This window comes from Paenibacillus sp. BIC5C1, assembly GCF_032399705.1.
GTDB lineage: Bacteria > Bacillota > Bacilli > Paenibacillales > Paenibacillaceae > Paenibacillus > Paenibacillus taichungensis_A.
Genome location: NZ_CP135922.1, coordinates 4,302,117 through 4,317,372 on the forward strand (window position 1 = coordinate 4,302,117; position 15,256 = coordinate 4,317,372).

14 protein-coding genes are annotated in these 15,256 nt (G+C 44.8%); 1 reads left to right on the top strand and 13 read right to left on the bottom strand.

Annotated elements, in window-relative coordinates:
• Window positions 1-85 precede the first annotated feature (85 nt).
• The 9 genes from RS891_RS19065 to metH all read right to left on the bottom strand — a co-directional run bounded on the left by RS891_RS19065 (window position 86) and on the right by metH (window position 9,878).
• The gene (locus tag RS891_RS19065; RefSeq protein WP_315792881.1) at window positions 86-1,135 is read right to left on the bottom strand and encodes an SAM-dependent methyltransferase; all 1,050 of its coding nucleotides are present in this window, start codon (window positions 1,133-1,135) and stop codon (window positions 86-88) included.
• Window positions 1,136-1,141: 6 nt separating this feature from the next.
• Window positions 1,142-1,921 (bottom strand): ABC transporter ATP-binding protein, encoded by a 780-nt coding sequence (locus RS891_RS19070; protein ID WP_315792882.1) that lies wholly within the window; start codon window positions 1,919-1,921, stop codon window positions 1,142-1,144.
• Complete coding sequence (locus RS891_RS19075) at window positions 1,918-2,235, bottom strand: thioredoxin domain-containing protein (protein WP_315792883.1); 318 nt, start codon at window positions 2,233-2,235, stop codon at window positions 1,918-1,920. The genes RS891_RS19070 and RS891_RS19075 overlap by 4 nt, the downstream gene beginning before the upstream one ends.
• Window positions 2,235-2,573 carry a cyclic-phosphate processing receiver domain-containing protein gene (locus RS891_RS19080; protein WP_113052112.1) on the bottom strand — a complete coding sequence of 113 codons (339 nt, stop codon included), beginning with the start codon at window positions 2,571-2,573 and terminating at the stop codon, window positions 2,235-2,237. The genes RS891_RS19075 and RS891_RS19080 overlap by 1 nt, the downstream gene beginning before the upstream one ends.
• Before the next feature lie 21 nt (window positions 2,574-2,594).
• Window positions 2,595-3,443, bottom strand: a complete 849-nt coding sequence (locus tag RS891_RS19085; protein WP_315792884.1) for a deoxyribonuclease IV — start codon at window positions 3,441-3,443, stop codon at window positions 2,595-2,597.
• Complete coding sequence (locus RS891_RS19090) at window positions 3,433-4,254, bottom strand: Fpg/Nei family DNA glycosylase (protein WP_113052110.1); 822 nt, start codon at window positions 4,252-4,254, stop codon at window positions 3,433-3,435. The genes RS891_RS19085 and RS891_RS19090 overlap by 11 nt, the downstream gene beginning before the upstream one ends.
• Window positions 4,255-4,261: 7 nt before the next feature.
• A complete protein-coding gene (locus RS891_RS19095; protein WP_315792885.1) occupies window positions 4,262-5,071 on the bottom strand; it encodes a TIGR01457 family HAD-type hydrolase in 810 nt (269 codons plus the stop codon).
• A 354-nt stretch (window positions 5,072-5,425) separates the two neighbouring features.
• On the bottom strand, window positions 5,426-6,364 hold the full coding sequence (rnz, locus tag RS891_RS19100) for a ribonuclease Z (RefSeq protein WP_113052177.1): 939 nt from the start codon (window positions 6,362-6,364) through the stop codon (window positions 5,426-5,428).
• Between the two features lie 73 nt (window positions 6,365-6,437).
• Window positions 6,438-9,878, bottom strand: a complete 3,441-nt coding sequence (gene metH, locus RS891_RS19105) for a methionine synthase (protein WP_315792886.1) — start codon at window positions 9,876-9,878, stop codon at window positions 6,438-6,440.
• A 178-nt stretch (window positions 9,879-10,056) separates the two neighbouring features.
• Here metH and RS891_RS19110 point away from each other — a divergent pair, with 178 nt between their 5' ends.
• A complete protein-coding gene (locus RS891_RS19110) occupies window positions 10,057-10,602 on the top strand; it encodes an acireductone dioxygenase (RefSeq protein WP_315792887.1) in 546 nt (181 codons plus the stop codon).
• Between the two features lie 89 nt (window positions 10,603-10,691).
• Here RS891_RS19110 and RS891_RS19115 read toward each other — a convergent pair whose 3' ends face one another.
• The 4 genes from RS891_RS19115 to RS891_RS19130 form a co-directional block, all read right to left on the bottom strand.
• Window positions 10,692-11,366: a GntR family transcriptional regulator gene (locus tag RS891_RS19115; RefSeq protein WP_076289099.1), complete on the bottom strand. Its 675-nt coding sequence runs from the start codon at window positions 11,364-11,366 to the stop codon at window positions 10,692-10,694.
• Between the two features lie 104 nt (window positions 11,367-11,470).
• Window positions 11,471-13,102, bottom strand: a complete 1,632-nt coding sequence (locus tag RS891_RS19120; RefSeq protein WP_113052106.1) for an ABC transporter substrate-binding protein — start codon at window positions 13,100-13,102, stop codon at window positions 11,471-11,473.
• A gap of 69 nt (window positions 13,103-13,171) precedes the next feature.
• Window positions 13,172-14,041 (bottom strand): carbohydrate ABC transporter permease, encoded by an 870-nt coding sequence (locus tag RS891_RS19125; RefSeq protein ID WP_024630394.1) that lies wholly within the window; start codon window positions 14,039-14,041, stop codon window positions 13,172-13,174.
• 12 nt (window positions 14,042-14,053) lie between these two features.
• Window positions 14,054-14,983 (bottom strand): ABC transporter permease, encoded by a 930-nt coding sequence (locus RS891_RS19130; RefSeq protein ID WP_371121626.1) that lies wholly within the window; start codon window positions 14,981-14,983, stop codon window positions 14,054-14,056.
• Between the last annotated feature and the right edge of the window lie 273 nt (window positions 14,984-15,256).

A 15,256-nucleotide genomic window follows, 5' to 3' on the forward strand; every position in this document is an offset into this window, starting at 1 on the left:
CTCAACTTGTTATGGTTAATATTGGTATCATTATAGTATAGGCAATAAGGTGTTGTAAAGCATAAAATTTAATGCCTTTAATATCTTAATACTTAATCATATATAGCGTGATTTCTTCACGGTTATGAAACAACTGTTTGGAACGTTGAATCTGCATCCGGGAGCGCTCAAATGTATCGATGACTTCTTTTATCAACGCAAGCGGCTTCTTGTGCAGTAACTTCACTGTCACAACTGCTGTCCCCCCCGATTGAAGACTGTATAACAAGTCCGATATAAGACGGCTCATCAGCTTGGGACTCCAGCTCATATCACATACGAGCAGATCGAATTCCCCTTCGCGGAAACGTACATCACCAGCATTCTTTTTCAAAAACGTCAATTTGGGAGATTCCAGCAGGGTCGCATCCATCTTGGCAGGATCAACAGCTGTAACTTCAAGCCCGCGCTCTAGCAGGAAAGAGGTCCATCCACCAGGCGCAGCACCAATGTCCAATGCTTTGTGAAAAGAAGTAAAGTCGATGCCAAATGTCTGCTCCGCTTCAAGCAATTTGAATTTGGCACGAGAGATTTGTCCCTCTTCCTTCTGAAAACGAACTGCTCCGCCACTCCAGTCCGACAGATTTTGATCCGGTCTGGATACACCGGCATATAACATGTCATCGGCAACGAAGACTGATATAACATGATCCGCATCACGGACAACCCAATCACAACCAAGGTCATCCAACTTCTCGGTCAAGAGCTGTTTCAATGAAGCAGCGTTCTCCCTCCAGAAGGCCCCTTCGGTTTTACGAACTTGTAATGCAACTTTAGTGCCTGTTAACTCCGTATGGTTCAACACAAATGAAATCAATTTTTCCATTGCTTGCGCTGAATCTTCCGTATTTTCCTGAAATTGAACAGGTTGAATATGACGTAAAAACGTCGGGCTTTCTTCCAAAAGCTTGATCGCTACCTCTTCTTCCGCAATCGGAAGACCGGCAAGCAGAATCTCACCTGGTACGAGTACCGTGCTCTTTACTGCCCCAAATGTACGGCGCAATTCCTCCTGAGCATAGGGTGCAAAACCATGATTGGCTGTGCAGATAAAACGGGAGAAGTCTCCTTCACCCCAAGATGACTGTGTACTCAAAATGTGTTACCCTCCAGAACGTACGCGAATCCAGGGACGTCCATCTTCCCACTGGATATCAACCGGAACATCGTACGTATGCTTAATTGTATCTTGTGTTAAAACTTCCTGTTTGGGCCCTGCCGCAGCAATACGTCCATCGCGGATCAAGGCCACATGTGTGAACAAAGGTACGATCTCTTCCACGTGATGTGTTACATAAACGACAGTGATATTACGCTTACGTAGCCGATCAATTTCGGCCAACATTTTCTCACGTTCATACAGATCTAGTCCGGCACAAGGCTCGTCCATAATCAGCAATTTGGGATCTGCCATCAATGAACGAGCCAGCATTACTTTTTTGCGCTCCCCCTGAGAAAGGGTGCCGAGCGGATGATTAGCAAGTTTTGCAAAACCCATTTCATCAAGCAGGTTCAATGCTTTGGCCTTCACGTCATCCGGAATCGTTTGATAGAAACGCAAAAAAGCATAAGCTCCTGTTGCGACAACTTCCCATACAGGATCTCGATGTGTCAGTTTCTCAATCAATGTCTGACTGATATAACCAATTTCTTTCCGAACCTCCCGAACGTCACATTGACCATACAGATTGCCCAATACTTCAATACGCCCCTGACTTGGAAACATATATCCATTCATCATTTCCAGCAGCGTTGTTTTACCTGAACCATTGCGTCCAAGAATTACCCAATGTTCGCCTTCTTTAACATGCAGATGAACGTCATCCAGAATCTGATTGTCTTCCCTTCTAAGAGAGACATGCTCCATTGAGATTACACTCATTTCAGTACCGCCTTTCGGATTTCCCCTAACAGATGCTCGACAGAGTTCATCCGATAAACCATTCTGGGTACATCATGCTCTCCATCAAACAGCATAACAGCAGGCACACTCGAAATCTGAAACTGCTGCACAAGTTCCGGGATGTCGTGAATATTCATCTCGGTCAAAATCCCTTCGGGCAGCAAATGTTCCGCGATCTCGAGCATTCGACGTGCTGTTGCACAAGTTCCGCATAGCGGGGTATAGATAAATACAGCCTGAGGCATGCCTTCCCATACACCGCGCATTAACATTTTGGTCGTAATTGGCTTCATCAGCTTTCTTCTCCCGCAGCAACACGCAGCATAACTTCACCCGACATCGGACCATTATGGATGGTAACAGAGTCTGGTTTATTGCTGTACAACAATTCGTACATCTGACGTTTGCCATACATGCTGGACGTGTGCAAATAGATCTGTCGTGGAAACAAACCTTCCCGGACGATTGAAGCAGCAACTTCACCGCCATTCGGCGAATCTGGACCCAGTTCAAAATCCAGGGATAGAATGTCCACATCACCTTCTCTAAGCAGCATCAGGCATTCTTCTGCGTTGGTAGCCAGAACAAACCCTTTCGGACATGCCCGGTAATCATCCAAAAAAACATGCATTACATTCGCTCCTCTCCCCATTTAAAGCCAGGAACGCATGAGCTCAATGTCACCACGGTGTGTTCCATCTTCGCCTGATTCGGTTTCCAGCACAACTACCGCTTGCTGAAATTCAGGCGCACATAACAGTTCCTGCATCGCTTTTTTTCCTATATAACCTTGTCCAATCCGTGCATGTCTGTCCTTGCATGAACCAGAGGGATATTTCGAATCATTAAAGTGAACAGCCGCAAGAGCATCCCAGTATCCCAGCATTCTGCCTTTCTCCAGCATCGATGCCTCATTACCTGACGTCCACATGCCTGAAGCAAAAGCATGACACGTGTCAAAACAAAAAGCAATATGTTCAGGATACCGGCTTAGTTTACGAATCTGTATCAACTCTTCCATCGTCGTACCCATGGGACCATGATCTCCAGCTTGATTTTCAAGCAGAATCTTAGCCTGTCCATCCCAATCTGCTAAAGCGGTATCCAGACAGGATATGAGATTCTGATATCCTTCGAGTGGTTCATTGCTCTTGAGATGACCAAAATGAACTACAGTCCCTACTGAACCGCAAGCATCTGCAATATGCAAATCATTTTGTATCGATGCAATGGTTGCATGAAAACCCGCCTCTCCTCGGGTTTTGCCCAAAGCCGGATTCGTGGGATAGGGTGAGTGCGCAATGGAAGAAATCCCCTGCGTCTCACACCAGTCCCGACACTGTTCAGCATCTTTGAGGTCCAATTCTTTCAAGCCAAGACTCCGCGGGTTCTTCGGAAAATATTGAAATGCCGTAGAACCCATCTCATATGCCCGTTTGGCTGCCTGAAGAAATCCACCTCTGGTGCTAACATGTGCCCCGATTCCGCTTTTAGGCCTCATGCTGGCAATCCGGACAGAAGAAAGCCTTCTTTCCCGTAATTTCCACGCGCGCTATCGTTCCCCCACAACGAGGGCAAGTTTCCCCTTCACGATCATACACTCGGCACTGCTCGTCAAAACTTCCCGTCTTGGTATCTCCCTGCATCAACGGCATTTCCATATAACCGCCTTCCGAAGCAGCTTCCCGCAACACGGATTGCATAGAATGGTACAAACGTGCTGTGAGTTCAGGCGATGCAGCAATATTTTGAGTCTTAGAGCTTGGTCTCAGACCTGCTGCAAATGCAATCTCATCTGAATAACAATTTCCGATGCCTGCAATAATGTGCTGGTTAACCAGTGTAGTTTTGAGTGTACCTCGACGTCCTTTCAACAGAGCAGCAAAGCGTTCTGCATTCATGCGCCGATCAAGAGGTTCAGGTCCAAGATCAGACATAGCCTCTTCCGTCTCTTTGGAAGTAAGCAAATGTAGATATCCTAAACGGAGCCCAATAAAGTATAACGTATACTCTCCAAACTGAATTTCCACTTGCGTGGAACGATCAGGACGTTCAGCTTCCGTGCCCCAGAAAATCATTCCGCCCAGCATGAGATGAAGCACAAGCCGCTTGCCATTAGCCAAATGAAAGATCAGATGTTTGGCCCTACGCTCTACAAATATGATACGATTGCCTGTCAGTTCACGGGTAAACACATCAGGATCGGTATTAATCGACTTTTCACGGTTAACCACCACACTTGTAATCGGCAAATCGAGTATTTTCTCGGACAGCAAGGTCCGGTAGTTTTCCATTTCCGGCAATTCCGGCATCGTACATCTACCCCTTCTTGGATGCTTGGCCTGTCGTCTGCGACAGCCACTCAATCAGTTTATGCAAATCTTCAAACACATGATCAGGACGAACCTTGGTCGCTTGGATGTGGCTATCCATATTGTCCCGTGTCGTTATCCCCGTAAGAACCAGCAGAGTTTCGCATCCCGCCGCAGCGCCTGCGGCAATATCTGTACGCATATTGTCTCCGATTACAGCAACTTCATCAGACTTTAAGTTCAATCGGCTAATGGCAGACTTCATAATAATACTTGATGGTTTGCCAATGACGGTAGGATGAACTCCGGTTGCTGCTTCTATCGCTGCCCCAATCGTCCCTGCTCCCGGCGTAAGCCCATCATCAGAAGGTAGCTGCAAATCAGGATTGGTCATAACAGATTTAGAGCCACCATTGATCCAGCGAAGCGCTTTAGTCAATTTATGATAGGAAAATTCACGATCAATTCCTTGTATAACGTATTCAGGTTCATCGTCTGCTAGTGTAAGACCTGCTGCTTCAATCGCTTGCAACAGCCCTTCTTCCCCGATACAAGCCACTTTCGCACCCGGAGACTCTTGGGCCACGTATTCCGCAGCCGCCACCGCAGAAGTACATACCTGAGATGCATCGGCGGGGATGCCCATCCCATTCAGATGATCTGCCACACCTTGCGGTGTGCGCGAAGAATTATTAGTCACAAACAAATAAGGCATGCCTTGTTCATTCAATGTCCGAATAAGCTTATCGGCTCCTTCGATACGATGTCTGCCATGATAGAGCGTACCATCCAGGTCGATCAGATAGGCCTTAATCATATACAGCACTTCCTTTCTTTATTGCATTAACATTTCATGTCCTTAACCATTTGCATCGAACTACAATGCTAACCTATGTATACAGTACATAAAAATGGCTTGCTCGCATCTGCACGCAACACGTCGAACTGAATCGAACCTGGACGTTTAGCCCCGCGCGTCTTCTGTACAAGCTTGTCATTTCCTGCGCTTTCCCGGAAAATAATTGAATCATTTCCCTGCTCATATTGCCCATCCTACACGCTTTCCGGCCAGATTGCAAAAGGGACCTCGGGAGTAACTTCCCCTCAGTCCCGTGTAATTAACGGCTTGTTCTCCCGTCGTGTTTGGCTGTACTCTTTTGCACATCCACCATTAGGATTCGCTCTTACGGTGAACAACTGGAATAAGCTCGTGTTCAATCGCAAGTTTGGAATTCGGGAATATCGATTGCGCCTCCTCCAGAAGTGGCTGCAACTGATCCTCATCTTTGTAACGAGAGCTAAAATGGGTCATGATCAGCTGTCCCGCACCTGCCGCTCTCGCCGCCTCAGCCGCTTGCTTCGAAGTACTATGATAGTACTCATGTGCCGTATCAGCCAAATCATGCAGGAACGTAGCTTCGTGTACAAGAACATCCGCATTTAGAGCGAGCGGCTGCACATTGTCACACGGGCGTGTATCGCCCAAGATGGTAATGACCATACCTCGCTTGGGTGCACCCAACACATCTTCTGGACGAAGGAAGTCCCCGTTGTCGAGGGTAATCGTTTCTCCCCGTTTCAAGCGACCAAATAGCGGCCCCGGCTTCAAGCCATACTCAGCCAGTTTTGCAGGGTCCAGACTGCCTGGACGATCCTTTTCGGTAATCCGATATCCATAACTGTCGATACGATGTTCTAGCAACGCAGATTCTACAATGAAGCTCTCATCTTCGAAAAGCACTCCGCCTGTATGTTCCACAATGCTTAGTTCATAGTTTAGCCGTGATTGGCTCAGCTCCATGGTTGTCATGATCATTCGTTCAGTTCCTGGCGGTCCATACACCGTTAACGGTGTAGTGCCACCCTGATATGCTCTGCTGGAGAGCAGACCTGGTAGTCCAAATACATGATCTCCATGTAAATGGGTGATAAATATTTTCTCCAATTTGCTCAATTTAAGGGGAGAACTTAAAATCTGATGCTGGGTTCCTTCCCCGCAGTCAAACAACCACAATGCTCTGCGCTCATCCAACATGCGCAGCCCTATGGAAGTTACATTCCGCTGAAGCGTAGGTACACCAGCGTTAGTTCCCAGGAAATATAGTTCCATCTGGATCGCACCTCTTTCTGCTGCCAGCAAAAAGCCTCCGACAATGCGGAGGGCTTTGCCTGACCTTTTACTTTTAAGCCTTATCCACGTTAAAATACTTCGCTTGCGGATGGCTGAATACCATCGCCGATACCGATGCTTCAGGTTCCATCATGAAACCTTCAGTCAATTCCACACCAATATCCTCAGGCTGTAACAACTTGAACAGTGGGCCTTGGTCTTCCAAGTCGGGACAAGCCGGATATCCGAATGATACCCTGATTCCCTGATAGCGTGCTCCATGACGTTGCTTCATGGTCATCTGTGCTGGATCCGGGAATCCCCAGATATCTCTCATCATATGATGAACCCGCTCAGCTAATCCCTCTGCTACTTCAAGCGCTACGGATTGCAGAGCATGTGAACGAAGATAATCACCTTGCTCCTTCCAAGCTGTCGATAACTCCCGTACACCATGCCCAGCCGTTACGACCATGAAACCAACGTAATCCATTTGTCCGGATTCCACTGGCTTTAAGAAATCGGAAAGACACAGGTATGGTTCAACTTTTTGACGAGGGAACGTGAATGTATGCAAGATATTACTTGTATTCTCCGGGTCATAGATGATGACGCTGTTACCACTGGACTGAGCCGGGAAGAAACGATACATCGCATGCGCCTGAATAATCCCGTCACGAACAGCTTCCTGCATAATATCATCCACTACCGCTTTCAGGTCAGTGGCTTTCTGATCACCCGAAGCAAGCAACTGCTCTACTGAGCCACGCAAACCAAGATGGTGACCTAGCAACATCTGCATGTTCACATACGGTAATATGTGTGATAGCGGATAGTTGCGCATCACATGTCGTTCCAGATCCGGTGGAACGAGAACCGGATTGTCTACTGCGATATCCGAACGCTCTACCCGTGTAAGCTCGGGAAGTGATGTAACGGTTTCTGCGCCAGCTGCGTCCGCCTCTTTTTCAGCGTCCATCTCCAGCTGCATCACTTCACGAGTACTTGGATTCATCAGCTTGTTGGCCAAATCCAGGCCATCCATCGCATCTTTTGCATATACAACCATGCCGTTATATTCCGGGCGTATACGATTCTTGGTGAATTTGCGTGTCAATGCCGCTCCACCAACCATAATAGGCACATCAATACCTGCTGTGCGTAAGTCCTGAGCGGTTAGAATCATCTGTTGTGCCGATTTCACCAACAGACCGGATAAACCGATAGCATCGACTTTCTCTTCTCTGTATGCCTCGATAATTCGCTCTGGTGGTACTTTTATACCCAAATTAATGATCCGGTAACCGTTATTGGAAAGGATGATCTCCACCAGGTTTTTGCCGATGTCATGCACATCGCCTTTGACCGTCGCTAAAATAATCTTTCCTTTAACTGACGTCTCATTTTTCTCCATGAACTGTTCCAAATAAGCAACCGAAGCCTTCATAACTTCCGCGCTCTGAAGCACTTCTGCTACGATCAGCTCATTATTGTTAAACAGTCGCCCTACTTCTTCCATGCCCCGCATCAACGGGCCATTGATTACTTCAAGGGCTGTATATTTGGCGAGTGCCTGCTCCAGATCGGGCAGCAAACCTTCTTTGCTTCCTTCAACAACATACGATGCGAGACGTTCTTCCAACGACAGGTTCGAAATCTTTTCTTTTTTCTCAACCTTTTTGTTACGGAACGCGGCTACGAAAGCAGCCAGTGTTTCATCATTCGTATTATATAACAGCTCTTCCGAGAGTCTGCGCTCTTCTTCGGGAATGGATGCATAACGCTCCAGCTTCTCGGTGTTGACGATGGCATAATCGAGACCTGCTTTGGTACACTCATATAAAAATACAGAGTTCAGCACTTCACGCCCAGCTTCAGGCAATCCAAATGAAATGTTACTGATCCCCAGTATCGTATGACATTCAGGCATCGCTTCTTTAATGACACGAATACCTTCGATTGTTTCTTTCGCCGATCCGATATACTGTTCATCGCCCGTCCCTACTGGAAACACCAGGGTATCAAAAATCAGGTCTTCGGCTTTTAAGCCATATTTGTTCACCAGCAAATCGTAAGACCGCTTGGCTACCTCCAGCTTGTCCTCACGACTAATGGCTTGACCGCGTTCATCAATCGTTCCAACAACGACAGCACCGCCGTATTTATGCAAGAGCGGAGTGACCAGCTCGAACTTTTCCTCGCCGTCCTCAAGGTTAATGGAGTTAATTATCGCTTTACCCTGAGAGTATTGCAGTGCAAGGTCGATGACGGCTGCATCTGTCGTATCGATCATAAGTGGCACCTTTACTTTTTTGACAACAAGTTCAAGGAATTTCTCCATGTCTTCAGCTTCTTCACGGTCCGGGTCTTGAACACAAACGTCGACAACATGTGCCCCATTTTTCACCTGAGCCCGAGCAATTTCTGAAGCTTCTTCATATTTACCTTCAACAATAAGACGCTTGAATTTTCGTGATCCAAGTACGTTCGTACGTTCCCCAACCATGTAAGGGCGATTGTCCTGTTCGACGTAGACTGGATCTATTCCTGACAACGCTGGTGGATGTGTTCCGTTCATTTCTCTGGGAGGGTACTTGGCAAGTGTATCCCGCATTGCCCGAATATGTGCAGGTGTTGTTCCACAGCAGCCGCCCGCGATGTTCAACCAGCCTTGTTCGGCAAAAGCACCGATCTTCTGAGCAAGCGAATCCGGGGATTCATGGTAATTACCATTCTCATCCGGAAGACCTGCATTCGGATAACAACTTACTGCAACTGAAGCCATACCGGAAAGTGATCGAATATGGTCACGCATAAATTCCGGACCTGTAGCACAGTTTAGTCCCACTGAAATTGGGTTAAGGTGTTCTAAGGATATATAAAAAGACTCAATGTTCTGACCAGCTAGGGTTGTACCCATCGGTTCGATCGTTCCTGAGATCATCAGAGGAAGTTTGATGCCGCTTTGCTCGAATGCCTGTTGAATTCCAATGCTACCTGCTTTTACATTAAGCGTGTCTTGTGAGGTTTCGAGCAGCAACGCATCAACGCCTCCCTCAATTAAAGCAAGCGCTTGCTCGAAATAACTGTCGATGAGCTCTTGAAAAGTTACTCCACCCGTTACTGACAGCGTTTTGGTTGTAGGTCCCATTGCACCTACCACATAACGTGGAGACTCCGGTGTCGAAAATCGATCCACGGCAGCTTTTGCGATTCTGGCTGCTTCGAGATTAATTTCAATTGCACGGTCCTGAATGTCATATTCAGCAAGTACAACAGAAGTTGCACCAAACGTATTTGTTTCAATCAAGTCAGCACCGGCTTCCAGATATTCCTCATGAATACGCTGGATTAGATCCGGACGTGTAAGCACAAGCATTTCATTACATCCATCCAGGTCTTCTCCGCCAAAATCTGCGCCAGTGAGATCAACTTGTTGAATCATGGTCCCCATTGCACCGTCGAGGATCAATATTCGTTGTTTTAATGCATCATGTAGGCTAAGCTTGTCCAATATCGTCACCTCCGCAAAACGTTAAATCTTAGTTTAACAGAAACTAACTTAATGTGAAAGATCGGGTTTGATCAGTCCCCAGGCGGTTTTTATGAAGTCCGAATGAATTTGTGAATCGACAAAAATAGTGGAATCCGATATAATAGCGATTAAACCAAGTGGAAAAGAGGGAAAGAATATGGCTGAAATTGTAATCCGAAATACGAACGAACGTATCACTGGAGACGAAAATGTTCGAAATTTCTTAAACAAATATGAAGTATTATTTGAAAAATGGGACGCGTCCAAATTAAACACTGATCTGCAAAACAACTTTGGACTCACTGATGAACAAAAAGAAGAAGTACTAAAAACATTTGATTATGAAATCAGAGACTTGGCTGCACGTCGCGGGTACCAAATCTGGGATGTCATTACGCTGTCTGAACAAACACCAGATATTGAAGAGAAGCTTGCCAAATTCGAAGAGATTCATACTCATGCTGAAGATGAAATCCGTGCTATTGTAGCCGGCAAAGGAATCTTTGTTATCAAAGCTACAGATGATGTAGGTTACTTTAATGTAGAATTGTCTCCTGGAGACGTTATCTCGGTACCTGAGAACACCCCACACTTCTTCACATTGATGGAGAACAAACAAATCATTGCTGTACGTCTGTTCATTGAAAAAGATGGCTGGATCGCAGATCCTTACCCAGATCCAACGTTTATCAAACAAGCCTAATAAGCAAATTCTATTATTTGCTCAACAAACCCCTGTTCAATTCGAACAGGGGTTTCTTCATATTCAGATAGTATACAACATTAGATGTCCTATATAAAATAATGTGGATATTTTGCCTTCATCTTCTCTTGTTCAACAACAACTAGTCTGAGATGTGCTTCCATAACTTCAACAGCTCGCTCGGTTTCACGTTCCGTAATAAGCCGGTATATTTCTTTATGTTGTGAAATAATAACCTCTGCATCGGAATCTTCAGACAAACGTAATAAACGAAGGCGATTAAAGGGAATATTGAGCTGCTGCAGCATTTTCCAAGTTCTCATTTTTCCTGTGCCTTGAAACAATATCTGATGAAACTCTTCATCTAATTCAAAAAGCCGATAAAAATTATTTTTTCCTATACATACTTCCTGCATAGCAATATTGGTTTCAAGTCTGAATCTGAATTCTTCCGGAAAAGAAGCACAAGCCAGCGTAACAATTTCCTTCTCCATCTTCTCCCTCATAAACCGGCCTTCTTCAACATGCTCCAGATTAATATGGGAGACAATGGTACCACTCTGTGGAATGATATCCAGTAATTCTTCCTCGGCAAGCTTCATAAAAGCTTCACGTACTGGTGTTCTGCTTACTTGCAATTCATCCGCAATTTCCTTCTCGGAAATCTTGGTACCAGGCTCAAGTTCAAGGTGCAGAATCCGTTCCTTTATCAGATTGTATGAATAAGCCCGGGTCGAACCTCTAATCTTTTGATTAAGTGACATGCCTTAACCTCTTCCTCTCAGCCATATTCATCCATCTTAGCACAATTTGCCGTTCCACTAAAATTCCCTAAATGAAACGGCAACGGGCAAATTTCAGTTCAGAACTATTGTTGCTTGTTTTCTTTGTACTTCTTATATGTGTCATTGGAAAGCTGCATATACTGAGGCAAGCCTTGGCTCTCCAGCTCTTTTACAAATGCATCAAACTCGGAAAGATTACGTTCTCCCAGAATAAATTTAAGCGTATTTTGATCCGAGAAATCCTTGAGCGGTGTACTAAGCAGTGTCACCTGTTCACGATCAATATCTGAGTAAGGAATTGGCGGCTCGGCAGGGATCACTTCTTTGATATCTTTCATGTCTTGCTGGAATTTCAGCTCTTCCTCACTAAACATGGAGTGCAACAAGTCTGTCGTTCCTCCATAGGCAAACACACCACCGGAGAATCCGTAATCAATACGCAAGTCCTTCGTACCTTTTGGATTCAATCCGTTATAGTTCACATCTTCTACCAATTTACGAACGCCATCCTGTTTGGTGAAGGTTTCGCCTTCTACTCCCCATTTGGCAAATTCCTGACCTTCATCACTATAGTATAACCAGTCAATAAATTGCATGGTTGCTTTGAAATTCTCGTTGTCTTTAATTTTCCCGGAAATCATGACACCGTTTTCAAGTCTGGATCCGGACATCAATTGACCTTTTGGACCACCAGGAACTGTAATTTTGGCGATGGAGAAATTCCCTTCTCCCAACGTTTTGTTCATATCGTTACGATGAAGCACTACCGTTTGCGAGTTACCGTTAATAATAAAGGATTTTCCAGAAACAAACTTTTGAATAGCCTGGTCATCGTCCTGGGTGAAGCTTTCCTTATCCAGCAACCCTTCCGATACAAGCTTGTTAAAGTAAGTTAACATTTCCTTGTATTCCGGTGTAGTCGAAGTGTATACAAATTCATCCTGATCTTCTTTATACGTTAAACCATTTCCAAATCCCCACCCAGCTTTCGTTCCAAAACTGGTAGCAGCAATATTCAATGTACTGTTAAATTGGAAACGATCTGAGAACGGAGTTGAATCTGGATAGATTTCTTTCAGCTTTTTGGCTGCATCATACAATTCGTCCCAAGTTTTTGGAATGGCAATGTTATTTTTCTCAAAAATATCAGTTCTCACAATAAGGGTATAGTCCGGCCAAACCTCTTCATGTAAGCCTGGGAGTACATAATATTTTCCATCTTCTTGTCGAAGACCCTCAAGTTCATCTTGGAGTCCCCATTTCTCAACCTTATCTTTGAAATTTGGCATCAAATCAACATAGTCACTCACGGGCAAAATCGCACCAGAGGATACAAAAGCAGATTCTTCACCCGGATAGGTTTTCGGAATAACCAACGGGGCATCTCCAGAGCTGATTAGAAGAGATCTTTTCTGGGAATAGTCACTCATCGGAACGATGGTAGGTTCCAGCGTGACTCCGGTTTTTTCCGTGATTTTTTGAAACAGGAGCCAGTCTTTTTTGTACGGGTATGCTGGCTGGTCGCTGTACAGAATAGATAGATTAAATGGTTCAGCCGCTTTGAAGGTTTCTCCTACACCGTATGATTCCATGGCCCCCTTGGATTCTGGCTCAACTTTCTCTCCACCAGCACCACTGCTACATGCTGCCAGAACGACACTCATCATTGTTGCCAATACCATCTTGCCTACAAGCTTACGTGGTCTATGTTTCATTTAATTCTCCCCCTGCATGTGGTTTAGATTGGCCTTACAATCAAGATGTTGAACTATATCGGGTTAGGATTACTGTTTAACAGATCCCAACATGATACCGGTTACAAAATATCTTTGAACAAATGGATAAATCGTTAAAATAGGCAAAATGGTGAGTACCATCGTGACCGATTTGATATTTGCAGAAATTTGAGTCAGATTATCCGCTGAAGCACCAGCCGAAGCACCGCCAGTTGCACCTGCAATCATGTTGCGCAAGTAGATCGTAACGGGAAACAGTTCCTTTTTGTCGAGATACAGGAAGGCTGGAAACCAGGAGTTCCAATGTCCCACAGCGTAAAACAGAACCATTGTTGCCATGACAGCTTTACTCAGTGGTAGAATGATCCGCAACAAAATGCCATACGTATTCAAACCGTCAATAGCTGCCGCTTCCTCAAGCTCTTCAGGCATGTTTTCGAAAAATGATTTCATAATTAACATGTTATAGATACTGATTGCACCAGGCACAACCAATGCCCACATCGTATTATTGAAGCCCAGAGAGTTAATCAGAACATAGTTAGGAATCAAACCTCCACTGAAAAACATCGTGAACACGGCGAACATCGTCAAAAATTTACGTCCCATCAATCTTTTCTTGGATAAGGCATAAGCGAAGATGGTCGTCATGAACATGGAAATCAAAGTACCAACAACGGTATATATAATTGTATTTTTGTAGTTGGTCCAGAACATGCTATCGCGTGAGATGGTCTTGTAGGTTTCCACATTAAATCCTCTTGGGATAATGCTCACCTTGCCTGAATTGATATAAGCCTCGCTGCTGAAAGACTGGGCCACGACATTCAGAAACGGATAGAGCGTGATGAATACCACAAGCAGCAGAAAGATGGCATTGAAAACTTTAAATACTTTGTATGATTTTGATTCCAGCATATTGCTCCTCCTTTACCACAAGCTTCGTTGTGTCAGTCTGCGTGAAATTGCATTAACCGAGAATACCAGGATCAGTCCAATAATGGATTCGAACAAACCAATGGCGGTAGCATAGCTAAAATTGCTGGACTGCAAACCTACCCGGTACAGATAAGTAGAAATCACGTCAGATGTCTCGTAGATCAGCGGATTGTAAAGGAGCAAGATTTTCTCAAATCCAACCGCAAGGAAATTACCCATGTTCAAAATCAGCAATGTAACGATCGTTGGCAAAATGCCTGGTATGGTTATATGGAGGGTTTGCTTCCAACGGTTCGCACCATCAATCCGCGCAGCCTCATACAAAGAATCATCAATTGTTGTTAATGCAGCCAAATATAGAATGGCTCCCCACCCCATACCTTGCCAAACCTCAGAGGTGATATAGATTGTTCTGAACCATTCCGCACGTTGCATGAAAGGAATGCTGTCTCCAGTAAAGAATGATACCATTCCGTTAATGGAGCCATTAACTGCCGTTAATTGCAGAATCATTCCGGCAACGATAACGATGGACAAGAAGTGCGGAAGATACGATGCGGTCTGCACAAACTTTTTGAAACGTTTGCTTTTCACCTCATTCAGCAGCAAAGCAAAAATGATCGGGACTGGGAAGGTGAAAAGTAACGCAAGTCCACCGAGCATAAGTGTGTTCCCAAATACTTTCCAAAAGGTTGGGTCTTGAATGAACATCTGAAAATACCTGAATCCAACCCACGTCTCTCCAAAAATACTGCCTCCTGGTACAAATCGTCTAAATGCGATTACATTACCGAGCATGGGCCCATATTTGAAAATAATAAGATAGATAATTGGAAGAATTAACAGTGAGTACAGCTGCCAATCTTTGCGAAGCAGTGCTGTAACAGTTCTTAACCTGCTTTCTTTACGTAAAGATGTCATCGTTAGCGTGGTTTTAGCGGTTTCCGACTCCATATGTTATTTCACTCCGATCCTTAGCTTGATAAAATAAAAGCGTTTTCGATCATTTTTTATCATCTCTTCTTTTTGTAGAAGACAAGTAATCAGATGCACTTCACCCCCACCTGCAGAATAAACCAAACAAGAAAAATGTAAGCGATATCAATTCTAGGAATCACTAGAGATACATATCAGATAAGATGCTTACCCTCAATTTCTCACTAACTACTTCATGATGTATTTCCAGAACTAAAT

Excerpts from the sequence above, each read along its gene's own strand:
- RS891_RS19125 (WP_024630394.1), bottom strand. The coding sequence starts at position 14,041 with ATGCTGGAATCAAAATCATACAAAGTATTTAAAGTTTTCAATGCCATC.
- RS891_RS19075 (WP_315792883.1), bottom strand. The coding sequence starts at position 2,235 with ATGAAGCCAATTACGACCAAAATGTTAATGCGCGGTGTATGGGAAGGC.
- RS891_RS19120 (WP_113052106.1), bottom strand. The coding sequence starts at position 13,102 with ATGAAACATAGACCACGTAAGCTTGTAGGCAAGATGGTATTGGCAACA.
- rnz (WP_113052177.1), bottom strand. The coding sequence starts at position 6,364 with ATGGAACTATATTTCCTGGGAACTAACGCTGGTGTACCTACGCTTCAG.
- RS891_RS19080 (WP_113052112.1), bottom strand. The coding sequence starts at position 2,573 with ATGCATGTTTTTTTGGATGATTACCGGGCATGTCCGAAAGGGTTTGTT.
- RS891_RS19070 (WP_315792882.1), bottom strand. The coding sequence starts at position 1,921 with ATGAGTGTAATCTCAATGGAGCATGTCTCTCTTAGAAGGGAAGACAAT.
- RS891_RS19085 (WP_315792884.1), bottom strand. The coding sequence starts at position 3,443 with ATGAGGCCTAAAAGCGGAATCGGGGCACATGTTAGCACCAGAGGTGGA.
- RS891_RS19130 (WP_371121626.1), bottom strand. The coding sequence starts at position 14,983 with ATGACATCTTTACGTAAAGAAAGCAGGTTAAGAACTGTTACAGCACTG.
- RS891_RS19095 (WP_315792885.1), bottom strand. The coding sequence starts at position 5,071 with ATGATTAAGGCCTATCTGATCGACCTGGATGGTACGCTCTATCATGGC.
- RS891_RS19090 (WP_113052110.1), bottom strand. The coding sequence starts at position 4,254 with ATGCCGGAATTGCCGGAAATGGAAAACTACCGGACCTTGCTGTCCGAG.
- RS891_RS19115 (WP_076289099.1), bottom strand. The coding sequence starts at position 11,366 with ATGTCACTTAATCAAAAGATTAGAGGTTCGACCCGGGCTTATTCATAC.
- RS891_RS19110 (WP_315792887.1), top strand. The coding sequence starts at position 10,057 with ATGGCTGAAATTGTAATCCGAAATACGAACGAACGTATCACTGGAGAC.